Origin of the sequence: Phenylobacterium sp., from assembly GCF_022402485.1 — a bacterium.
Lineage (GTDB): Bacteria > Pseudomonadota > Alphaproteobacteria > Caulobacterales > Caulobacteraceae > Phenylobacterium.
On record NZ_JAKRSA010000005.1, the window covers coordinates 12,159 to 32,991 of the forward strand.

At 68.1% G+C, this 20,833-nt stretch carries 19 protein-coding genes; 11 read left to right on the forward strand and 8 right to left on the reverse strand.

The features are described 5' to 3' along the window. Nucleotides 1–68: 68 nt before the first annotated feature. The 7 genes from pstC to MH112_RS00950 all read left to right on the forward strand — a co-directional run bounded on the left by pstC (nt 69) and on the right by MH112_RS00950 (nt 7,589). Complete coding sequence (gene pstC, locus MH112_RS00920; RefSeq protein ID WP_296562769.1) at nt 69–1,511, forward strand: phosphate ABC transporter permease subunit PstC; 1,443 nt, start codon at nt 69–71, stop codon at nt 1,509–1,511. Beyond that, nucleotides 1,504–2,805 (forward strand): phosphate ABC transporter permease PstA, encoded by a 1,302-nt coding sequence (gene pstA / locus MH112_RS00925; RefSeq protein WP_296562772.1) that lies wholly within the window; start codon nt 1,504–1,506, stop codon nt 2,803–2,805. The genes pstC and pstA overlap by 8 nt, the downstream gene beginning before the upstream one ends. Nucleotides 2,806–2,845: 40 nt before the next feature. Further along, nucleotides 2,846–3,664 (forward strand): phosphate ABC transporter ATP-binding protein PstB, encoded by an 819-nt coding sequence (gene pstB, locus MH112_RS00930; RefSeq protein ID WP_296562774.1) that lies wholly within the window; start codon nt 2,846–2,848, stop codon nt 3,662–3,664. A 16-nt stretch (nt 3,665–3,680) separates the two neighbouring features. After that, a complete protein-coding gene (gene phoU / locus MH112_RS00935; protein ID WP_296562775.1) occupies nt 3,681–4,379 on the forward strand; it encodes a phosphate signaling complex protein PhoU in 699 nt (232 codons plus the stop codon). A gap of 15 nt (nt 4,380–4,394) precedes the next feature. Beyond that, on the forward strand, nt 4,395–5,084 hold the full coding sequence (gene phoB / locus MH112_RS00940; RefSeq protein ID WP_296562777.1) for a phosphate regulon transcriptional regulator PhoB: 690 nt from the start codon (nt 4,395–4,397) through the stop codon (nt 5,082–5,084). 45 nt (nt 5,085–5,129) lie between these two features. After that, on the forward strand, nt 5,130–6,401 hold the full coding sequence (gene purD, locus MH112_RS00945; protein ID WP_296562779.1) for a phosphoribosylamine--glycine ligase: 1,272 nt from the start codon (nt 5,130–5,132) through the stop codon (nt 6,399–6,401). A 111-nt stretch (nt 6,402–6,512) separates the two neighbouring features. Further along, nucleotides 6,513–7,589, forward strand: coding sequence for a phosphotransferase (locus MH112_RS00950; protein WP_296562781.1), 1,077 nt, complete (start codon nt 6,513–6,515; stop codon nt 7,587–7,589). Here the strand turns inward: MH112_RS00950 and lpxK are convergent. From lpxK to MH112_RS00975, 5 genes are read right to left on the reverse strand one after another with little or no spacing between them, the layout of a single operon-like run. Continuing rightward, nucleotides 7,586–8,596, reverse strand: coding sequence for a tetraacyldisaccharide 4'-kinase (lpxK, locus tag MH112_RS00955; RefSeq protein ID WP_296562784.1), 1,011 nt, complete (start codon nt 8,594–8,596; stop codon nt 7,586–7,588). The genes MH112_RS00950 and lpxK overlap by 4 nt on opposite strands. 2 nt (nt 8,597–8,598) lie before the next feature. Further along, entirely contained in the window at nt 8,599–9,888 is a 1,290-nt protein-coding gene (locus MH112_RS00960; RefSeq protein ID WP_296562786.1) for a 3-deoxy-D-manno-octulosonic acid transferase, read from the reverse strand. Beyond that, entirely contained in the window at nt 9,885–10,883 is a 999-nt protein-coding gene (locus MH112_RS00965; RefSeq protein WP_296562788.1) for a cation diffusion facilitator family transporter, read from the reverse strand. The genes MH112_RS00960 and MH112_RS00965 overlap by 4 nt, the downstream gene beginning before the upstream one ends. Nucleotides 10,884–10,887: 4 nt before the next feature. Next, nucleotides 10,888–11,610: a lysophospholipid acyltransferase family protein gene (locus MH112_RS00970; RefSeq protein WP_296562790.1), complete on the reverse strand. Its 723-nt coding sequence runs from the start codon at nt 11,608–11,610 to the stop codon at nt 10,888–10,890. Further along, nucleotides 11,607–13,388, reverse strand: a complete 1,782-nt coding sequence (locus tag MH112_RS00975; RefSeq protein WP_296562793.1) for an ABC transporter ATP-binding protein — start codon at nt 13,386–13,388, stop codon at nt 11,607–11,609. Before MH112_RS00975 ends, MH112_RS00970 begins: the two co-directional genes overlap by 4 nt. Before the next feature lie 119 nt (nt 13,389–13,507). Between MH112_RS00975 and MH112_RS00980 the strand changes: the two genes are divergently transcribed. Then, entirely contained in the window at nt 13,508–14,173 is a 666-nt protein-coding gene (locus MH112_RS00980; RefSeq protein WP_296562795.1) for a protein tyrosine phosphatase, read from the forward strand. 16 nt (nt 14,174–14,189) lie between these two features. On the opposite strand, the gene MH112_RS00985 is transcribed toward MH112_RS00980, so the two are convergent. After that, the gene (locus tag MH112_RS00985) at nt 14,190–14,465 is read right to left on the reverse strand and encodes a hypothetical protein (protein ID WP_296562798.1); all 276 of its coding nucleotides are present in this window, start codon (nt 14,463–14,465) and stop codon (nt 14,190–14,192) included. 330 nt (nt 14,466–14,795) lie between these two features. Between MH112_RS00985 and MH112_RS00990 the strand changes: the two genes are divergently transcribed. Together MH112_RS00990 and MH112_RS00995 are read left to right on the forward strand one after the other, a co-directional pair. Next, nucleotides 14,796–15,545: a hypothetical protein gene (locus MH112_RS00990; protein ID WP_296562800.1), complete on the forward strand. Its 750-nt coding sequence runs from the start codon at nt 14,796–14,798 to the stop codon at nt 15,543–15,545. After that, nucleotides 15,494–17,275 carry a GH116 family glycosyl hydrolase gene (locus MH112_RS00995; RefSeq protein ID WP_296562802.1) on the forward strand — a complete coding sequence of 594 codons (1,782 nt, stop codon included), beginning with the start codon at nt 15,494–15,496 and terminating at the stop codon, nt 17,273–17,275. Before MH112_RS00990 ends, MH112_RS00995 begins: the two co-directional genes overlap by 52 nt. Before the next feature lie 6 nt (nt 17,276–17,281). On the opposite strand, the gene MH112_RS01000 is transcribed toward MH112_RS00995, so the two are convergent. Both MH112_RS01000 and MH112_RS01005 read right to left on the reverse strand, forming a co-directional pair. Beyond that, a complete protein-coding gene (locus MH112_RS01000) occupies nt 17,282–18,139 on the reverse strand; it encodes a PIG-L family deacetylase (protein WP_296562804.1) in 858 nt (285 codons plus the stop codon). Further along, on the reverse strand, nt 18,129–19,361 hold the full coding sequence (locus tag MH112_RS01005; protein WP_296562805.1) for a pyridoxal-dependent decarboxylase: 1,233 nt from the start codon (nt 19,359–19,361) through the stop codon (nt 18,129–18,131). The genes MH112_RS01000 and MH112_RS01005 overlap by 11 nt, the downstream gene beginning before the upstream one ends. Before the next feature lie 153 nt (nt 19,362–19,514). Between MH112_RS01005 and MH112_RS01010 the strand changes: the two genes are divergently transcribed. Next, nucleotides 19,515–20,795, forward strand: a complete 1,281-nt coding sequence (locus tag MH112_RS01010; RefSeq protein WP_296562807.1) for an MFS transporter — start codon at nt 19,515–19,517, stop codon at nt 20,793–20,795. Nucleotides 20,796–20,833: the final 38 nt, after the last annotated feature.

A 20,833-nucleotide genomic window follows, 5' to 3' on the forward strand; every position in this document is an offset into this window, starting at 1 on the left:
AACCTGGACGGCAATCATGCCATCCGGACCTTGTGACGCGCGCTGAGAGCGGCAAGACGAAGGCCTGAATGCTGATCTGGATTGCCCTGCTGGGGCTCTTCCTTTTTTCCGTCTCGGCCTATACGGCCGGCCGCCGCCAGGTGCTGAAATCGGCCGGCGGGCGCTCGCGGCTGCTCCATTCCCTGCCGGGCTATCACGGGGCCTATCTGGCCCTTTGGGCGGCAGCGCCGGCGGTGATCCTGCTGTTGCTGGTCAGCCTCCTGGGTGCCCAGGTCGAAGAGCTCATCCTCCGCGGACAGCCGCCCCCGGCGGTGGTCGCCCTGCCGGCCAGCACGCAGGATGTCTTCTATAACGACGTGGTCGCCACGGTGACCGGCGGTCAGGTCAGCCAGACGGTTTATGACGGCGCACTTGGCCAGGCCTTCACCGACAAGCTCACCCAGGCCAAGAGCATCCATCTGTATTTGACCACGGCCGTCCTGGTCGCAGCCCTGCTCCTGGCCGTGGCCGGGGCGGTCATGGCCTGGCCACGGCTGCGGGCGGATTTCGCCGCCCGGCCTCGGGTCGAGCGCTGGATCGGTGCCCTGTTCTTTGGATGCTCGGTGGTGGCGGTCCTGACCACGGTGGGCATTGTCGCCTCCCTGGTGTGGGAGAGCTGGCGCTTCTTCCAGGTCGTGCCGATCTTCGAATTCCTGTTTGGCCTGACCTGGGACCCGCAGATCGCCATACGCGCCGATCAGGTGGCCTCGTCCGGTGCATTCGGTGCCGTGCCCCTGTTCATGGGCACTTTCCTGATCATGTTGATCGCCATGACGGTGGCCGCGCCGGTTGGGCTGTTCGCCGCCATCTATCTCTCGGAATATGCCGGTCCCACGGTGCGGGCGGTGGTCAAGCCGCTCCTGGAGATCCTGGCCGGCATCCCGACGGTGGTTTACGGCTTCTTCGCCGCCCTGACGGTGGGGCCCCTGTTCCGGGGCTTCTTCAACAACATCGGCGCCCAGTTGATGGGCGGTCCCTTCGACAGCCTGGGCCTCTATCTGTTGCAGGTCCAGAACCAGATGGCCCTGGTGGCCGGGGCGGTCATGGGGATCATGCTGATCCCCTTCGTGTCTTCCCTGTCAGACGACATCATCAATGCGGTGCCTCAGTCCCTGCGGGACGGGTCGCTGGCCATGGGCGCCACCCGTTCGGAGACCATCACCCGGGTGGTGATGCCCGCGGCTCTGCCCGGAGTCATGGGGGCCCTGCTGCTGGCGGTGTCCCGGGCCATTGGCGAGACCATGATTGTCACCATGGCGGCTGGCCTGCAGGCCCGCGCCACCTTCAATCCCCTCGATACGGTGACCACGGTGACCGTGCAGATCGTCACCCTGCTCACCGGCGACCAGGAGTTCGACAGCCCCAAGACCCTGTCGGCTTTCGGTCTTGGCCTGACCCTGTTCGTGATGACCCTGTTGCTCAACATTGTCGCCCTGCGGATCGTGCAGCGCTATCGGGAACAGTATGACTGACGCGGCCCTCACCCCTGCCCAGGCGGCCAAGGCCCGCGCCCGCGCCGAGGCTGAGACCCGCCTGAAGCGCCGCTATCGCGCTGAGGCGCGGTTCCGGTTCTATGGCCGCGCAGCCATCATCCTGGCGCTGTCCTTCCTGGTGCTGCTGCTCGGCCGCATTGGCCTGCAGGGCTATTCGGCCTTTACCGACTACACGGTCAGCCTTCCGGTCCAGGTGAATGCCGACCGGGTGGATATGGCCGACCTCGGCGGCTCAAACTTCAACCTCATGGTGGCAGAGTCAGCCCTGGCCCTGCTGGGCGAGACCGATGACCCCTATGGGGAGGCCAGCTCGGAGATGATGGCCATTCTGTCGGCGGATTTGGGCTTCCAGATCCTCGACCGTTTGCGCGCTGATCCAACCCTGGTGGGCCAGACCATTACGGTCCGTGGACCGATGAAGGCCAATGCCAGCCTTTACTATAAGGGCCAGATCAGCCGGGACACCGAGATCGGCGGTCGGCTGCTCAGCGACCGTCAGCTGGACTGGCTCGACGAGTTGCGGGAACGCGATCTGGTATCCGGGGGCTTCAACTGGACCTTCATGTCGCGGGCCGACTCCACCGAACCGGAACAGGCCGGGGTCTGGGGGGCCGTGGTCGGCTCGGCCATGATGCTGTTTGTCACAGCCCTCCTGGCCGCACCCATCGGGGTGCTTGCGGCGACCTATCTCGAGGAATTCGCCCCGAAGAACCGGTGGACCGATATCATTGAGGTGAACATCAACAACCTCGCCGCTGTGCCCTCGATCATCTACGGCCTGCTGGGTCTGGCGGTGTTTATCAACTGGCTGGCGGTGCCGCGGTCATCCCCACTGCTGGGCGGCCTGGTCCTGGCCCTGATGTCCCTGCCGACGATCATCATCGCCACCCGCTCGGCCCTGCGGGCGGTGCCGCCCTCGATCCGGGAAGCGGCGCTGGCGGTCGGCGCCTCGCGCACCCAGACCGTCTTCCACCACGTTCTGCCCCTGGCCATGCCCGGCATGATGACCGGGGTGATCCTGTCCCTGGCCCATGCGCTTGGGGAGACCGCGCCGCTGCTGATGATCGGCATGGTCTCCTTCGTGCCTGGGGTGCCCGAGACCCTGACCAGCGCGGCCACTGTGCTGCCGGTGCAGATCTTCATCTGGGAAAACGCCTCAGAACGCGCCTTCCATGAGCGGACGGCGGCGGCGATCATCGTCCTGCTGGTGTTCATGGTGCTGATGAACCTGGTCGCGGTGCTGGTGCGCCGTCGCTTCGAACGCCGGTGGTGATCAGATGAACCCTTCGTTCCTTTCCAGCTCGAGCCTGAAGATGACCGCCCAACGCGATGACGCCCTGGCTGCAGGCTCAGGCACGAGCGCCCGCCCGGTCGCCCCCGGCAAGGTCTCGGCCCAGCAGGTCAGCGTGTTCTATGGAGACAAGCAGGCCCTGTTCGATGTCGACCTGGACATGCCTGACCGCATGGTTACGGCTCTGATCGGCCCCTCGGGCTGTGGCAAGTCCACCTTCCTGCGCTGCATCAACCGGATGAATGACACCATCCCCGGTGCCCGGGTCGTGGGTCAGATCAACCTGGATGGTGAGAACATCAACGACCGCAGCGTCGACCCCGTGCTGTTGCGCGCCCGGGTCGGCATGGTGTTCCAGAAGCCCAACCCCTTTCCCAAGAGCATCTTCGAGAACGTGGCCTATGGGCCGCGCATTCACGGGTTTGCTGACAACAAGACCGAGCTGGCCGATATCGTCGAATCCTCGCTGAAGCGCGCGGGGCTCTGGAAAGAGGTCGCTGATCGTCTGCAGGCGCCTGGCACCAGCCTGTCGGGGGGCCAGCAGCAGCGCCTGGTGATTGCCCGGGCCATCGCCGTCAGCCCTGAGGTGATCCTGATGGACGAGCCCTGCTCGGCGCTGGATCCCATCGCCACCGCCAAGATCGAAGAGCTGATCGACGATCTGCGCAGTCAGTACTGCATCGTCATCGTCACCCACTCCATGGCCCAGGCCGCGCGGGTGTCCCAGCGCACCGCCTTTTTCCACATGGGGGCTGTGGTCGAGGCCGGGGCCACCGACGAAATCTTCACCAACCCCCGGGACTCCCGCACCCAGGATTACATCACCGGACGCTTCGGCTGACCGGAAGGACGCCGCCATGAACGAACATATCGTCAAGGCCTACGAAGACGAACTGAACATGCTCACCGCCGAGTGCGCGCGGATGGGCGGACTGACGGAAGCCGCTGTGGCCGACGCCCTGGAGGCTGTGGTCCGTCGCGACCAGCAGGTGGCCGATTCCGTGGTCGCCCGGGATGAGCGGCTTGATGTCCTGCAGGCCGATATCGAGCGTAAGGCGATCCGCATGATCGCTCTGCGCCAGCCCCTGGCCAATGACCTGCGCCGCACCGTGGCGGCCATGAAGATCGCCAATAACCTCGAGCGGGTCGGCGACCTGGCCAAGAACATCGCCAAGCGCACCATCGTCATCATCGATTCCGACCCCATGGTGCCCCTGACCCGCTCCATCGAGCGCATGGGCCGGCTGGTGGTCACCCGCCTGAAAGAGGTGCTGGACGCCTACACCGCCTCGGACCTGGAGCGGGCCATGTCCGTCTGGTCCCGGGATGACGAGGTGGACGAGCATTACAACAGCCTGTTCCGTGAACTGCTGACCTACATGATGGCCGACCCGCGGACGATCACCGCCTGCGCCCATCTGCTGTTTGTCGCCAAGAACCTGGAACGTATCGGCGACCACGCCACCAACATCGCCGAGATCATCCACTACGAAATCACCGGGGACGAGGCGATCGCCACCGCCCGTCCCAAGACCGACGACCTGCAGCGGCCTTAGAGAAAGTTCTGGGTCATGACGCCCAATATCCTGATCGCCGAGGACGAAGACTCCCTGGCCACCCTCCTGAACTACAACCTCGAGAAGGAGGGCTACGCCGTCGGCGTGGCGGTGGACGGGGAGGAGGCTCTCATGATGATCAATGAGCGGCTGCCCGACCTGATTCTGCTGGATTGGATGCTGCCCAAGGTTTCCGGGATCGAGGTCTGCCGCCGGCTTCGGGCCCGGACGGAGACCCGCAATATCCCGATCATCATGCTGACCGCCCGGGGCGAGGAAACCGATCGCATCCGGGGTCTCGACACCGGTGCGGACGACTACATTGTCAAGCCGTTCTCCATGTCCGAGCTTTCCGCCCGCATCCGTGCGGTCCTGCGCCGTCTGCGGCCGGGCCTGGCGGAGGACCGGGTGCGGATCGGCGACCTTGTGATTGACCGGGTGGCCCACCGGGTTCGCCGGTCGGGGCAGGAGATCCATCTCGGCCCCACCGAGTTCCGCCTGCTGGACTACTTTATGCAGCATCCAGGCCGGGTGTTTTCCCGCGAGCAGCTACTGGACGCGGTCTGGGGCTCGGATGTCTATGTGGAGGCCCGGACCGTCGATGTTCATGTGGGGCGCCTGCGCAAGGCCCTGAACCGCGAGGCCGCCGCCGACCCGATCCGCACTGTGCGTTCGGCGGGCTACTCCCTCGATCTCGAAGGCTAAGCCCCCCAGCTTGACGCCCGTCCACCGGCGCGGCAAAGCGCCCCCATGAACATTCTCCTCGTCGGTTCAGGCGGGCGCGAGCATGCGCTGGCCTGGAAAATCGCCCAGTCGCCCCTGCTCAGCCGCCTGGTCCTGGCGCCGGGCAATCCCGGCATGGCCAGCCTCGGGGAGCTGCGACCGGTCAAGGTCACCGACACTCAGGCTCTGGTCGCCCTGGCCCTTGAGGTGGCGGCAGACCTGGTGGTCATCGGCCCGGAATCAGCCGTGGAGGCTGGCCTCGCCGACGCCCTGGCCGTGGCCGGCGTGCCCTGTTTCGGGCCGACCCGGGCGGCCGGGCAGCTGGAATCCTCCAAGGCCTTCACCAAGGACTTCTGCGCCCGCCATGGCCTGCCCACCGGTGCCTATGTCGTCTGTGACGATGCCGCGACGGCCCGGGCGGCGCTTGAGTGCTTTGCGCCTCCCTATGTGATCAAGGCCGACGGCCTGGCCGCCGGCAAAGGTGTGGTGATTGCCCCCACCCGCACTGAGGCCGAGGCGGCAATAGACGACGCCCTGGGCGGGCGATTCGGAGAGGCCGGTTCGCGGGTGGTGATCGAGGAATTCCTCGAGGGCGAGATCGGCTCTCTGTTCGCCCTGTGCGACGGAACCCATTCCATGGTTTTTGGCCACGCCCAGGACCACAAGCGCGCCTATGACGGCGAACAGGGCCCCAATACCGGCGGCATGGGCACCTATACTCCGGCCCCGCTGTTCACTGACGCGCTGGTGGAGCGGGTACGACGGGAGCTGGCCGAGCCGGCCTTCGCCGCCATCGCCGCTGAGGGTGCCCCCTATCGCGGGGTGCTGTTTGTGGAGTTCATGGCCACCGCCCAGGGCCCCAAGCTGGTGGAGTTCAATGTCCGGTTCGGCGACCCTGAGTGCCAGGTGCTGATGCTGCGCCTGGAGAGCGATCTCGTTCCCTACCTCATGGCCTGCGCCAAGGGTGAACTAGACCGGCTGCCGGCGCCCACCTGGCGGGCGGAGTCGGCGGTCTGTGTGGTCATGGCGGCCGAGGGCTATCCAGACGCGCCGGTGAGCGGTGCTGAGATCACCGGTGTCGAGGCGGACTTTGGTCCCCAGACGGCGGTCTTTCATGCGGGCACCCGCCGCGACGAGGCCGGCGTACTCAGGGCTGCGGGTGGTCGTGTGCTGAATGTCTGCGCGCTGGGGGATGACCTGGTCGCGGCCAGGACCCTGGCCTATGGTGCCCTGTCCCAGATTCAGATGCCTGGCGGCTTCTATCGCACCGACATCGGCTGGCGGGCCCTGAACCGCTGACCTGACGGGCCTATGCGCTACGCCTTGCGGGCCTGGGGCGCGGGTCGGTAAGGTGGGTTCAAACAAGCGTAAGACACACGCGCACCAAGACGTGAGTAAAGGGGAGCCGCCATGGCCGTGGACGCCGCCGAACAAGAGCGCGAGCAGCTGAACACCGGCACCAAGGAGGTCGCCGAATCCCATCGGTTCGACGAGGCGCGGCTGGCGGCCTGGATGCAGGCCCATGTGGAGGGCTTTGAGGGCCCCCTGGAGGTCCGTCAGTTCAAGGGCGGCCAGTCCAATCCCACCTATCAGCTGGTGACGCCGGGCAAGAAATACGTCATGCGCCGTAAGCCGCCGGGTAAGCTGTTGCCCTCGGCCCATGCGGTGGATCGGGAATACAAGGTCATCAGCGCCCTGCACCCCACCGGTTTCCCGGTGGCCCGGCCCTACGGCCTGTGCGTCGATGACGAGGTCATCGGGACCATGTTCTACGTCATGGACATGGTGGAGGGGCGCATCCTCTGGGATCAGCAACTGCCACAGTATGCACCGGCCGAGCGCCGGGCGATCTTCATGGCCAAGCTCAAGACCCTGGCGGATCTGCACAACACTGACCACGAGGCCATCGGCCTTGGGGACTATGGCAAGCCCGGCAACTATATGGGCCGGCAGGTGGACCGCTGGACCAAGCAGTACCGCGCCTCCGAGACGGTCAAGCTCGAGGAGATGGAGCGGCTGATGGAGTGGTTGCCCAGGACTGTCCCCACCCAGGAGCGCACCTCCATCGTCCATGGGGACTACCGCCTGGATAACATGGTGCTGCATCCCACCGAGCCCCGGGTGACCGCGGTGCTGGACTGGGAGCTTTCGACCCTGGGGGAGCCCCTGGCCGACTTCACCTATCTGTTGATGAACTGGGTCAATGGCACCATCGCCCAGCTTCCCGACCTGGAGGCCCATGGGGTGCCGTCCATCGAGGAGTATGTGGCCGAGTACTGCCGGCTCACCGGCCGCGACAGCCTGCCGGACCTGAACTGGTACTTCGCCTACAACATCTTCCGTCTGGGCGGGATCATCCAGGGGATCGTGGGCCGGGTCCGCGATGGCACCGCCAACAGCCCCCAGGCTGCTGCCATGGCTGAGCGGGTGCCTCTGCTGGCCAAGGCCGGCTGGACCTTCGCCCAGAAGGCCGGCGCCACCGCCTAGAGCGCGCTCGATAGCAGGGCATCGAGGGCGGCCTCATCTTCGAACTGCGCCCTGACGGGCCAGGCGGCTACGCGGTCGCGCCAGTCCGCAGGCAGACGCACCCAGTCTTTTTCCGTCGTCACGAGGCCGGCGTTAAAGTCTTCGGCCCGGGCGGCCAGCCGAGCGAGCACCGCGCTGTCATAGGCGAAATGGTCTGGAAAGGGCGCGAAGTCGGCCAGCTCGCAGCCGGCGGCCTGCAGGGCGCGTTCCACCTTCCAGGGTTTGCCCACCCCCGCAAAGCCCACCTGCGGTCCAGCCGGCGGGGGCTCTGCAGGCGTTAGACGGGCGATCAGCACCGGGGTCTGGCCAAACAGCGCCAGGAGCGCCGGGTCAGCGGCGGCGACGTCCTGCGGCAGCATCAGCACCACCGCGTCAGCCCGGGCCAGGCCCACAGCCAGGGGCTCGCGCAGGGGGCCGGCCGGAAACACCGCCCCGTCGCCGAAGGGCCACTCCCCCTCCCGGGTCTCGCCGTCGACGACGATCAAGGACAAGCGTTTGGTCAGGCCGGGGTTCTGGTGGCCGTCATCCATGACGATGGCCTGGGCACCGGCGGCCCGGGCGGCGAGGGCTCCGGCGGTCCGGTCCCTGGCCACCCAGATGGGTCCATCCGTGGCCATCATCAGCGGCTCGTCCCCCACCGACGCAGCGCTGTGGACGGCGAGGTCGACCTGCACCGGGCCCTCAAGCCGCCCCCCATAGCCTCGCGACAGACCGTGGGCCTCGACCCCCCGCGCCCGGAGGCGGGCCAGGATCTCACGGACCACCGGGGTCTTGCCGGTCCCGCCCATGGTGATGTTGCCGACGCAGATCACCGGTGCCCCGGGATCAACGGGGCTTGCCCGGGCGATCCGCCGGGCCGTGGCCGCCGCCCAGATCCAGGACAGGGGCCTGAGCAGCATCCGGGTGATCGGCATGGACGCCCGATCGCGCTCGCGCACATACCACCATCGGGGGGTGGAGAGTTTCATGGTCAGTCCTTTGCCGGCAGCAGGGGGGCCAACTGATCCAGAGCCCGATCCAGGGCCTCGCCATACTGCGCCGCATAGGCCTGGGCGGCCTCCCCCATCCGGCGGGCAATGGCGGGATTGTCCAGCAGTCCCCCCAGATGCCGGGTCAGGGTGGCCTGGTCAGGGGCGCACAGGGCCGCCACCGTCTCGAACATGTCCGCGTAGGTCTGCCCAGCGTTGAACACGTCGGGGCCGGTGATGATCGCCGCCCCTAGCCGGGCGGGCTCCAGGGGGTTATGGCCGCCGATCCCGGGGACGAAGCCGCCCCCCATCACCACCACATTGGCCAGGCGGAAGAACAGGCCAAGTTCCCCCAGGGTGTCGGCCACATAGGCGCTGATCAGGGGCTCAGGTGTTTCGCCAATGCTGCGGCGGGCGGTGTTGGCCCCGGCGGCGGTCAGCATCTCGGCCACTTCGGCACCCCGTTCGGGATGGCGCGGCGCGATGATCAGCAACAGGCCAGGCTGGGCCGCCCGCAGGGGCTGGACCGCCTCGGCGATCAGGGCCTCCTCGCCAGGATGGGTGCTGGCCGCCAGGATCACCGGCCGGCCCTCCGTCAGCGCCCGCATCCGGCCAAGCTCGGCCCCGTCGCAGGGCAGGGGGGCACCCACCTGCTTGAGGTTCAGCTGCGGCCCGGTGCTGGCACCCAGCCTTCGCAGCCTTGAGTCGGTCTCGGCGTCCTGGGGCAGGATCAGGTCAAAGGCCTGCAACAGAGCCTGGGCCGTGGCCGGAGCGCGGCCCCAGCCCAGGGCGCTCTTCTCTGTCATACGGGCCGAGACCAGGGCCAGCCGCGTCCCTCGGCCAATGGCGGCCGTGATCAGGTTCGGCCAAAGCTCGCTCTCCACCAGGATGCCGGTGGCTGGCCGCCAGTGGTCGAGGAAGCCGGCCACCGCCCGGGGGCCGTCTACCGGGGCGTACTGGTGGATCACCCCGTCCGGCAGCCGCCGGGCCAGCAGCTCAGCTGCCGTGCGGGTACCCGAGGTCACCAGCAGGGTCAGGTCGGGGCGGCGGGTGCGCAGGGCCTCGGCCAGGGGCAGCAGGGAAACGCTCTCGCCGACGCTGACCCCATGCAGCCAGACAAGCTCGCCGGGCGGGCGCAGGGCCTGGGGCTGGCCCAGCCGCTCATGCAGGCGCTCGGCGTCCTCCTTGCCCCGCCTAGCGCGGGCGCGGAGCAGGGCTGGTGCCAGGGGTTCCAGCAGCCCTAGGATCAGACTGTAGGCCGAGAGGCCAAGGGTGCGGGGAGGGCGGCTCACACGACCTCGTCCGGGGACAGGCGACAATGATCAGCCTCGCCGGTTTCCACCTGCAAGGTGGCATGGCCAATACCAAACTGGCGCTGCAGGCCCTCGCAGGCGGCGTGCAGAAAGGCGTCGGAATCGGGGTTTTCAGGGCGGGTAATGTGCGCCGTCAGGGCCGTTTCGGTGGTGCTCATGGCCCATATGTGCAGGTCATGGATGTCGGTAACCCCGGGCTGAGCCCGCAGCCAGGCCCGCACCGCCTCCACATCGATCCCCCGGGGTGCTGCATCCAGGGCGAGGTCGACGGAGTCCCGCAACAGGCCCCAGGTCCCCACCAGGATCACGGCGACGATTACCAGGCTGAGCGCCGGATCAAGCCAGTAGAGGCTGGTCAGGGCGATCACCCCGGCCCCCACCACCACCGCAAGGGACACCGCCGCATCGGCGGCCATGTGCAGGAAGGCACCGCGGATGTTCAGGTCGCCCTTGGCGCCGCCCATGAACATCAGGGCAGTGATGGTGTTGATGACCACGCCGATGCCCGCGACGATCATCACCGGGGCGGCGGCGACCTCGGTGGGTTCGGCAAACCGCCGGATCGCTTCTGAGATGATCGCCCCGACAGCCACCAGCAGCAGGATGGCGTTGGCCAGGGAGGCGAGGATGGTGGCCTTGCGCAGGCCGTAGGTCCGGCGGCCCGAGGGCTGGCGCTTGGCCAGAGCCACCGCCCCCCAGGCCAGCAGCAGGCTCATCACATCGGAGAGGTTATGCCCGGCGTCGGCTAGCAGGGCGAGCGAGCCATACCAGAGCCCGGCAGCCACCTCGACGGCGACGAAGCCGGCATTGAGCACGACCCCGATGGCGAAGGCCCAGCCAAAGTCCTTGGGGACGTGGTGGTGGTGTCCCCCCAGGCCATGGTGATGATCGTGACCCCCATCGTGACCCCGATCGTGACCATGGTCATGGCCGTGGGCGTGATGATGGGCCTCGCCCGGATGATCGTGCGCCATGGCCCTAGGCCTTACCCGCCGCAGGCGTGCGTGCCCCGACCAGGGCCTCGGCCTGGCGGGTGGCGGCTGACAGCTTTTCCGACCACTCGATACAAAGGGCCGCCACCTGAGCCTCGTCGGCGTCGGGAGGGGCATAGAGGGGGCCGGCCCAGACCACCGCACCCCGCCCGAAGGGGGCGGCCAGCATCACCTGATCCCAGCTGTCCAGCCGCAGGGACGGTGCCGCCGCCAGACCCATCAGGAAAACCGGCGCCCGGGTGCGCTTGGCGATCTGCACGGCGCCTGGCGCTACGACCTCGTTGGGGCCGCGGGGACCGTCGGGGCTGATGATCAGGGCCCCGCCGTCGTTCACAAAGCTCAGGGTCTGGCGAAAGCCCGCCACGGCAGCCCGGGCCTTGGCGGCGTCGCCCTTCTTGGCCGAGGACATGCGGATGGAGGGAAAGCCCACCCGCTCCAGGGCCTGGGCCACGAACTCTCCGTCCGAGGAGGGGGACACCAGCACCTGGGTCTGTCCCCTGGGCCACCACTTGGGCGCGGTGGCCAGAGACAGGGGAATGCGGCCGTGCCACATCAGGGCCAGCAGACCGGTCCGATCGGTGAGAAATGGCTCGAGGCAGGCGTCATTGACGTGGCGCCAGCGCACGGTCTTCAGGATCAGCTGAAGGTAGGTGGCCAGCAGCCAGCCCAGGAACGCCTGGACCCCTGGCCGGCGGAACAGCCCCTTCACACGGCGCTCTCCGTCTCCAGATCCTGGCTCTTGGCCAGCCGCCCATAGAGCCCCTGAGCCTTGACCAGGCTGGCATGGTCCCCGGTCTCCACCACTTGGCCCTTATCGATCACATAGATGCGGTCGGCGCCGCGCACGGTGGACAGGCGGTGGGCGATGAGCATCGTCGTGCGCCCGGCCATCAGGCGGGTGAGCGCCGCCTGAACCTGGGCCTCGCTCTCGGTGTCCAGCGCGCTGGTGGCCTCGTCCAGCAGCAGGATGGGGGCGTCCTTCAGGAAGGCCCGGGCGATGGCGATGCGCTGCCGCTGCCCGCCCGACAGCCGCGCGCCGGCCTCGCCCACCAGGGTGGCGTAGCCTTCAGGCAGGGCTGAGATGAACTCATGGGCGGCGGCCGCCTGGGCGGCGGCCTCGATCTCGGCTTGGCTGGCGTCGGGGCGCGCATAGGCGATGTTGGCCAGGATGGTGTCGTCGAACAGGAAGGGCTCCTGGGTCACCAAGGCGATCTGGTCGCGCAGGGCGGCCAAGGAGACGTCACGCACATCGGTTCCATCGATGGTCACCTGGCCGCCCGTTACGTCATAGAAGCGTGGGATCAGGTTGAGGATGGTGCTCTTGCCGCCGCCGGACGGGCCCACCAGGGCGATGGTCTCACCGCGGCCAGCGGCCAGGCTGACCCCGGTCAGGGCCGGCGCGCCCTCTCCATAGGCAAAGCTCACATTGTCGAAGGCGATGGCACCCTCGCTGCGGGTCAGGGGGCGAGGGGTGGCCGGTTCGCCGATCAGCGGCTCCACATCCAGGGCCTCGAACAGTCGCCTTGCCCCGGCCAGGCCTTCGGCGAAGACAGTCTGAAGATTGGCCAGTTGGCGCAGGGACTGGGACGCCATGCCGAGCGCGCCGATGAAGGCGACGAAGGCCCCGACATTCATCGCCCCCGTCGAGGCCCGCCAGCCGGCATAGGCCATGACCCCGGCCACGATCAGGGTCATCAGGGTCTCTGTGGCCGGCGCAGCCGCGGCCCGGGCGTTGGCACCTTTGATCAGATGGCTCTGGCGCCGGGCCACCACCTCGGCGACGCGGGCCTCCTCGAAGGCCTCGCGGTTCTCGATCTTGACCACCCGGACCCCGTCCAGGCTCTCCATAATGGCGGTGGACAGCGCCGAGGTCTCGGCCATGGCCCCCTTGGCCGCCTTGGTGGTCATCCGCGAGAACCGCCGCATGATGGTCGCCGCCAGGGGCGCGGCCAGCAGAATGGCCAGGGTCAGGATCGGGTCATTGGAGACCATGACCAGGACCGCGCCGATCACCGTCAGAAAGTGCTGGGTGTAGTTCACCAGACCTGAGGTCGCTGCCTCGCGGATCAGGCCGGCGTCATAGAGCACCGAGGAGACATAGGCGCCCGAATGCTGGCCCCGCAGGCGGGCGAGGTCGGCCCGCACCAGCTTGCCAAAAAGCTGCACCTGCACGTCGCCTACGACGCCATTGCCGATCCTGTTGACCAGGGAGGCCTGGGTCACTTGGGCGGCACCCCGCAGGAGGGCGTAGGCGGCGATGGTGAGCGGGATGGCCCAGATGGCGCCGGGCTTCTGTTCCACCAGCAAGTCGTTGATCGCCGGCTCGAGGATCTGCACCAGCTTGGCGCTGGAGAACGCCACAACCACGGCCGCCACCAGCGCCAGGGCAAACCCCTTCCAGCGCGGCTTCAGATAGACCTGCGCAATGCGGCCGATCAGGACGCGGGCGGGCGTCGTGGGCGGCTCTGATGTGGCCGTCGTGCTCATGGTCCTGGCGTCGTCCGTCACGGGCCGCAAGTCAAGTCGACCGGAAGGGCCAGCCGGCGGCCAAGGCTTCCGTTCGGCGCCGCTACAGCCTAGTTATGCGGCAAATCTGGGAGCGCCCCTTGGCCCAATTCGACCTCACGACGCCGGAAGGCCGCAAGCGCGCCCGGCGTGACTATATGTGGAACGACCACGCCTTCCTGCGCCTGCGCTTCCAGAACGCCCACTGGATCAGCGATGAGCTGGTGCGCACCAACCAGCCCTCGCCCGAGCAGCTGGCCGGTTGGAAGGCCAGGGGCATCAAGACCATCATCAATCTGCGCGGCGGGTTCGACGGCAGCTTCTACGTGCTGGAGAAAGCGGCCTGTGAAGAGCTCGGCCTGAAGCTGGTGGACTTCACCATCACCTCGCGGGAGGTGCCGAGCCGCGCCCGGGTGCTCGGTGCCCGGGACCTGTTTGAGGCCGTCGAGTATCCGGCCCTGATGCACTGCAAGTCCGGGGCGGACCGGGCCGGCATCATGAGCGTTCTCTACATGCACTTTCGCAAGGGTAAGCCCATCGCCGAAGCGCTGGATCAGCTGCACCTGCGCTACCTGCACATGAAGGCCGGCAAGACCGGCGTGCTGGACTATGTGTTCGAACGCTACCTGGCGGAGGGTGAGCCGGCTGGCCTGTCCTTCGTCGAATGGGTGGAAAGCCCCGCCTACCAGCCCGACGCCATGAAGGCCGACTTCCGCGCCAAGTGGTGGGGAACGCTGTTCACCGAGCGCCTGCTGAAGCGGGAATAGGGGGCGAGGCCGCCACCTACCGCACCGTTTCCTTCTCCTTCGGTGCCGAGACCTTCTGGGGTTTGGCCTGGGCCTTGGGTTTGGGCAGCAGGCGGAAGCGGGACTGGCACCAGGCGAAGTCGATGCCGACATCGATGAGCGCGTCGGAGCGGCCGCAGGGGCAGAGGAAGTCCATCACCGCCCAGACGCGATAGGTCTCGCCGGCCTGCAGGGGCACGGGGCGCCCATTGGCGTGATTGGGGGCCGCATTGACACACAGAACCAGATCGCCAGGGCCAACCGCGTCGCTCATTTGCATCCATCCATTGTGCTTGAGCCAGTTTAAACCCTTCGCCGCCTGGGACAAAGGCCGTCTCGGCTCAGTCCTCAAGGCCAAAGCCGTCTTCGTGTCCTTCGTGTCCCCTTCTTCCTCCAGCCCCCGCCCCCACCGCCGGTGACGTTCCTGTGTCCGACAGGCGACAATTGGTGCCGTGACGCTCTCGGATCGTCGTGCCAGGATGGCTTGGTCGGCCGTCGCGGCCAGAGCGTCGCGGGTGGACCAGGGTGTCGGCGGGCTCGCCGGCCTTCCCTGCCTAAAACCAAAAAGCCCGGCGACATGATCGGGCACGGGAAGGAAACGAAGATGCGCGTCGCACATGAGGCGGCGGCGGGGGAGGCGACTCTGGTCGCGCCGCCGCAACCGTCACGCGCCCGGGCCGGCCCCCTGGGGGAGGCTGCCCATCTGGATGCTTTTGTCCCCCTGCTGGATGAGCTTTACGGCGAGACCTGGGGCGCAGGCGGGAATCTCTCCCTGATGTTCAAGGAACCTGTGGTCGAGGGCGGCACCCTGCGGGCCGAGGCCACGCCGGGTCGAGAGCGGGCGCGGCTGGAAATGCGCGACGCCGCCATGGCCCTGGTGTGCCAGGGGACCGCCGCCGATCACGCCGATGCGGGCTCGGACCTGTCCCGGCGGCTGCTGACTCAGGAGGCCGCGCCCCGCGGTGCCATCCGAATCCTGGCGGGCTTAAGCATCGGTGCCGAGGCCTGGGACATTGGCTTGCGCGCTCCAGGGTCAGGTCCAGGCGCGGCCCTGTCGCCGTCCGAGGTGGTCGCGCTCGCCGCCGCCGCCCGGGCACCGGTTGTGGGCACAGACCTCGTCGACCAGGGCCAGTTGGGCGGGGTGGAGATCCAGTTCCTGGAGGGCCCCTTGCGGGCTGGTGTGGCCTATGTCGCCCGCACCCGGCTGCACGCGGTGACCGAAAGCCCCGAGGCCGAGGCCGCCTGGTTCGACGTGCTGATCGCTGATCCGGGGACCGGCCGGGATCAGGCCCGGGTGACGTTTTGCCTGCGCTTCATGAAGGTCGCCTCGCCGCTCTGGACGACCGCCGCCTGACGCCCCCCAGGCTACAGCCCCTGGCCGATGGCGGGCTTGGTACGACCGCCCCCGTCGATCTGCCGATCATGTCGCCGAGGCTTCAGGGCCTGTGGGGCGCTGATGGCTGGCTTTCGCTTGCCCTGTGGGGCGGGGGCGACCTGGGACGGGTGCGGTTCGCCCTGCCGAAAGGACGGCTCACCTATGGGCCGAACCTGGTCGAGGGCAACGGGTGCGGCCTCTGGACAGCCCAGAGCGTTCCGGCCCTGCTGGTGGCGGGCCACCTTGAGGGCCGGCTGAGTCCAGCTCGCCGACCGGCCGGCTGGGATGAGCGCATCTATCCCCCCGCCAAGGTTGTCGCCCGGGACGGGTGGCATCGGGTCGACCTGCCTTGGGGACGACTGGCCCTTCGCAACCACGGTGAGGAGACCGTGATCGCCCTCGGCGCCGACGAGGACGAGCTCTCCCGGGCCATGGCCCTCTCGCCCGACAGGATTCGCCGCGAGGCCAGGGCCTATGCCGAGGCCTGCGATGGCCTGCCCCAGGCTGGACCCCTGCTGCGGAGCCTGGTGCGGCAGGGGCTGCACGCGGCGCGCTCCAGCATCCGCCACGGGCCGGGGGGCGACTTTGCCGGCCTGGCCGCCGGCCTCGCCTACAGCGCGCCGGCCCGGACCTATTTCCGCGATGGCTACTGGACCCTGCAGGCCCTTTTGCCCCTGGCGCCCGATGTGGTGGAGGCCCAGATCGATCTCCTTGCCGCAGGCGTCCGGCCGGATGGCGAGGCGCCCAGCGGGGTGATCGTCAGCGGCGCGGCCCAGTCGGCGGCCTGGGACGAGCTTCGCCGGCGCCGGCCACAGGTGGGGCGTGACAGCCGTCGCACGAACGAATGGTGGAGCGACCACTTCGACAGCCCGCTCTTTTTCGTGCTGGCGGTGGATGATCTGGCCGGCGTCTCTGGACGCAGGGGGGTCGCCGAGCGCCACTGGACGACGATCACGGCCATCTTCCGGCGCTACCAGCGCTTGGCGAAGGCGGGCCAGGGGCTGCCGCTAAAGCCCCGCCACGACCGCGACTGGGCCGACAATGTTTATCGCTCTGGGGCCGTGGCCTATGACATTGGCCTGTGGATCGGCGCCGCCGATGCTGTGGCCAGGCTCGGCGAGGGGCTTGATGCGACCCTTGCCGCCGAGGCTCGACAGGCGGCGGTTGAGGCGCGAGCCGCCCTGGACGCGGCGCTCTGGACGGGCGCCTGGTATGCTGATTATGGCGGCCTGGACGGTGAGGCCGAGGGGCATCTGGCCCTCGACAGCCTGACCCTCCTGCGCTGGGACGCGGTGAGCCCGGCCCGGGCCCGGGCGGTGCTGAGCGCCGTCGCTCAAAATCTGGAAAGCCGCAATAATGGCGGGCAGCCCTGGGGGGACTGGGGGGTGATGTGCGCCTTCCCCCCCTATGGCCGCCGGGCCGATGTGCGGGCCAAGAGCGCCTTTGGCTTCCGCTATCACAATGGCGCCGACTGGCCCTGGCTCGACGGGCTCTATGCCGGCGAGCTTTTGCGGCGGGGCCTGCCCGGCTGGCGCTATCCGCTGACTCGCTGGTGGGAGACATCCCTCCAGAATGGCTGGGCCGGGGCGGTGGAGTACTTCTCCCCGCCCTATGCGCCGGGTAGCCCGCTGCAGGGTTGGAGCAGCCTGCCCGCCGCCGTGGCCCTGCAGCATGTCAGCCAGGTTCTGGCTGGCGACCCCGCGCCGTGAGTCGGCTCAGCGCCGGCGGTGCTGGACGAAGTATTCCCGGTCGAACAGCCGGTAATAGAGCCAGGCCGGCAGGCGGTCATAATAGGGCTGCACATCGGCAATGACCTTGGCCTGGGAGGCGTGCACGTCGAGCAAGGCCCGCTTGGTCAGGGCCTGGCGCGAGATGTTCACCGCGATCTGTGGCACCGGCAGGCCCTCACCCTGGCCCTTGGGATAGTTGTTGCGGAAGGCCTCCACCAGCCGCAGGGCCAGGCGCACCAGGGCCTTGGGCAGGGTCACCTGATAGAGCAGGCGCGGCCAGGCACCCTGGCTCGGCGGAGCCTCGAACAGCTCGCGCACCCAGGTTCCGGTGCGCACGTGATCGGGATGGCCATAGAAGCCGACCTTCTCATCGAAACTGATCAGAACCTGGGGCCGGTAGCGGCCGATCAGCTCGGCGATGGCGGCCTTGGGTCCGGCGGGGTCGATCCGCGACAGGCCACCGTCAGGGAAGTCGAGCACCTCCACGGACTCGGCCCCCAGCAGCCGGCCCGCAGCCTTGGCTTCCTCGGTCCGCACCTTGGCCAGCTGTTTGGGGGTGTAGCCCGTCCCTTGGGCGGCCTCACCCCGGGTGAGATAGACCAGCACCACCCGCGCCCCGGCGGCCGTCATCTGGGCCAGGGTTCCGGCGCAGGTGATCTCGTCATCGGGATGGGCCCAGACCACCAGGACGGTGACGCCTTCGCCGACCCCGGGCAGGACCTGGGTCTGGGGCACGGATTCGTCGTTCAGCTGGCTTCGGGCCAGGAGGAAGGCACCCACCAGGGCTGTGGGCACAGCCACCGCCGCCACCAGCCCCCAGGCGATGGACCGTCTATCCCCCATAGCGTGCCTCCGCCGGACGGGCACCGTCGCCCCTTGCGGCCTGGGTCGCCCAGGCCAAGTCTGCCAGATAGGTATCGGCGACGCCCTTGTGAACGGGTGACAGCATCAGGTGCAGGCCAGCGGGCTCGGTCACCGCGCTGGTCACCCAGCCCCGCCCATAGAGGTGCTTGAGGACGGCAAAGGGATTCACGTCTTCGCGGGTAAAGGCCAGGATGCCGAGCATCGGGTCGCCCAAAAGGCACCAGCCTTGGGCCTGCGCCCCCTCGGCAATCACCTGGCGCGCGGCGGTGACCTCGGCATGCTTGGCCCGGTAGCCTTCCACCCCCAGGACATTCATTACCGCCCAGGCCGCAGCGATGGCACCGCCGGGCCTTGTGCCGGCCAGGGTGGGGGTGACCATCTTGCCCGCCGGCCAGTCGCCGACCTCGAAGATCATATGGGCCCGCAGGTCCTCGCTGCGGAAGAAGACGGTGGACGCCCCCTTGGCGCAGTAGCCGTACTTGTGCAGGTCGGCCGACATGGAGGAGACGCCGAGAACCTCGAAGTCGAAGGGCGGGACCGGCGCGCCGTTCATCCGCACAAAGGGGGCCATATAGCCGCCGACACAGGCGTCCACATGCAGCCAGACCCCGCGCCGCTCTGCCAGAGCACCCAGGGCTTCAATGGGGTCGATGAGGCCGAAGGGGAAACAGGGTGCCGATCCGACGATCATGATCGTCTGACCATCGATGGCCGCCTCCATGGCCACGGGATCGGCCAGCAGGTCCTTCAGCGGCGTGCGCCGGACCTCGATCTCCATCACCGCACAGGCCTTGTCGAAGGCCGGATGGGCCGAGCGGGGCAAGACGAGGTTGAGCTGTCCCGTCAGACCACGGACTTTGCGGGCGTGGTCCCGGGCGGCCTTCACCGCCATCAGGATGGAATCGGTGCCGCCGCTGGTCATGTTGCCGACGCAAGCCTCGTCGCCGTGCAGCAGGCCGAGGCCAAAGGCGACCACCTGCGCCTCCATCTGCTTCAGGCTCGGAAAGGCGGCGGGCCCAAGCCCGTTTTCGGAGGCGAACTTCGCGTAGGCCTCCTTCTGCACCTGCTCGATCTCAGGGCCGGCATTGAAGACATAGACCGCAGCCTTGCCGTCGCGCCACTTCACGTCCCCCTGGGCCATCTGGTCCATGCGCGCGGAAACCTCGGTCCAGGGCGCGCCTGTGGTTGGCAACATCGTCATTGGCTTCGCCCTCCCCGGGGCTGGTCGGCCGCTTTGCGGCTCTAATCCTTGGGTCGCCAAGGTGGCATAACCCCGGGTGTTCGCAAGGGGCTGAGGCTTGACCTGGACGACATCCACAGCCAAGGCCTGTCGCTTCGACGGGAGGGGGAAACCATGTCGCAGGGCTCTGAGGTGCTGAACTCGCCGAACACCCGCCGTGTGCTGGGCGCAAGCTTGGTGGGCACGGCGGTGGAGTTCTATGATTTCTATATCTACGCCACGGCTGCGGCCCTGGTGTTTGGCCCGCTGTTCTTCCCGGCGGCCTCGCCCTCGGCGCAGCTGCTCTCGTCCTACGCCACCTTCGCCATCGCCTTCTTTGCCCGGCCCATCGGGGCCGCAGTGTTTGGGCACTATGGGGACCGGATCGGGCGGAAATCGACCCTGGTGGCCTCCCTGCTGCTGATGGGGGTCTCGACCTTCCTCATCGCCTTCCTGCCCACCTATGCCATGGCCGGGTGGATCGCCCCGGCCCTGCTCTGCCTGCTGCGGTTTGGCCAGGGGCTTGGCCTGGGCGGCGAGTGGGGGGGCGCGGCCCTGCTGGCGGTGGAGAATGCGCCGCCGGGCTGGAAGGCGCGGTTTGGCATGTTCCCGCAGTTGGGGGCACCGGTGGGCTTCATCGCCGCCAACGGCCTGTTCCTGATTCTTGGCCTGTCCTTGAGCGCTGAACAGTTCATGGCCTGGGGCTGGCGGATTCCCTTCCTGCTCAGCGCCGTCCTGGTGGGGATCGGCCTTTGGGTGCGCCTGAAGCTCACCGAGACCCCGGCCTTCTCCAAGGCCCTGGAGCATGCCCCGCCGTCCAAGACGCCCCTTCTGGAGCTGATCGCCCGCCATCCCCTGGAGACCCTGGGGGGGACCTTTGCGGTGGTCGCCTGTTTCGCCACCTATTACCTGTCGACGGCGTTTGCCCTGGGCTACGGCACCACGACGCTCGGCTATTCCCGGGACATGTTCCTGGCCATCCAGCTAGGGGCGATCCTGTTCATGGCCATCGGCATCATCATCGCCGGCTACTGGTCGGATGCCACCACGCCCCGGGGCGTGCTCATGTGGGGTTGCGGCATGGTGGTGGTGGCGGGTCTGCTGCTGGCACCGATGCTGGGGTCAGGCTCCCTCTGGCTGGTGTTCGGCTTCCTGTCCCTGACCCTGTTCTGCATGGGCTTTGTATATGGTCCGCTGGGCGCCTTCCTGCCGGGTCTGTTCCCAGCCAGGGTCCGCTACACAGGCGCCTCGGTGGCCTTCAATGTGGGGGGCATCCTGGGGGGCGGTCTGGCCCCTATGGTCGCCCAGATTCTCGCCGACCGGGGCGGCCTGGTGCCCGTAGGCATCTATCTGGGTGCCGCAGCCCTGGTCAGCCTCGTGGCGCTCGCGCCCCTGCGCCGGACGGTGGAGGACTAGACGCTCACCGCAAGGCTCCGAGATAGGTTGGGACATAG

What these genes read in the sequence shown, in the direction of transcription:
- pstC (WP_296562769.1), top strand. Translation starts at nt 69, where the DNA reads ATGCTGATCTGGATTGCCCTGCTGGGGCTCTTCCTTTTTTCCGTCTCG.
- pstA (WP_296562772.1), top strand. Translation starts at nt 1,504, where the DNA reads ATGACTGACGCGGCCCTCACCCCTGCCCAGGCGGCCAAGGCCCGCGCC.
- pstB (WP_296562774.1), top strand. Translation starts at nt 2,846, where the DNA reads ATGACCGCCCAACGCGATGACGCCCTGGCTGCAGGCTCAGGCACGAGC.
- phoU (WP_296562775.1), top strand. Translation starts at nt 3,681, where the DNA reads ATGAACGAACATATCGTCAAGGCCTACGAAGACGAACTGAACATGCTC.
- phoB (WP_296562777.1), top strand. Translation starts at nt 4,395, where the DNA reads ATGACGCCCAATATCCTGATCGCCGAGGACGAAGACTCCCTGGCCACC.
- purD (WP_296562779.1), top strand. Translation starts at nt 5,130, where the DNA reads ATGAACATTCTCCTCGTCGGTTCAGGCGGGCGCGAGCATGCGCTGGCC.
- MH112_RS00950 (WP_296562781.1), top strand. Translation starts at nt 6,513, where the DNA reads ATGGCCGTGGACGCCGCCGAACAAGAGCGCGAGCAGCTGAACACCGGC.
- lpxK (WP_296562784.1), bottom strand. Translation starts at nt 8,596, where the DNA reads ATGAAACTCTCCACCCCCCGATGGTGGTATGTGCGCGAGCGCGATCGG.
- MH112_RS00965 (WP_296562788.1), bottom strand. Translation starts at nt 10,883, where the DNA reads ATGGCGCACGATCATCCGGGCGAGGCCCATCATCACGCCCACGGCCAT.
- MH112_RS00975 (WP_296562793.1), bottom strand. Translation starts at nt 13,388, where the DNA reads ATGAGCACGACGGCCACATCAGAGCCGCCCACGACGCCCGCCCGCGTC.
- MH112_RS00985 (WP_296562798.1), bottom strand. Translation starts at nt 14,465, where the DNA reads ATGAGCGACGCGGTTGGCCCTGGCGATCTGGTTCTGTGTGTCAATGCG.
- MH112_RS00990 (WP_296562800.1), top strand. Translation starts at nt 14,796, where the DNA reads ATGCGCGTCGCACATGAGGCGGCGGCGGGGGAGGCGACTCTGGTCGCG.
- MH112_RS01000 (WP_296562804.1), bottom strand. Translation starts at nt 18,139, where the DNA reads ATGGGGGATAGACGGTCCATCGCCTGGGGGCTGGTGGCGGCGGTGGCT.
- MH112_RS01005 (WP_296562805.1), bottom strand. Translation starts at nt 19,361, where the DNA reads ATGACGATGTTGCCAACCACAGGCGCGCCCTGGACCGAGGTTTCCGCG.
- MH112_RS01010 (WP_296562807.1), top strand. Translation starts at nt 19,515, where the DNA reads ATGTCGCAGGGCTCTGAGGTGCTGAACTCGCCGAACACCCGCCGTGTG.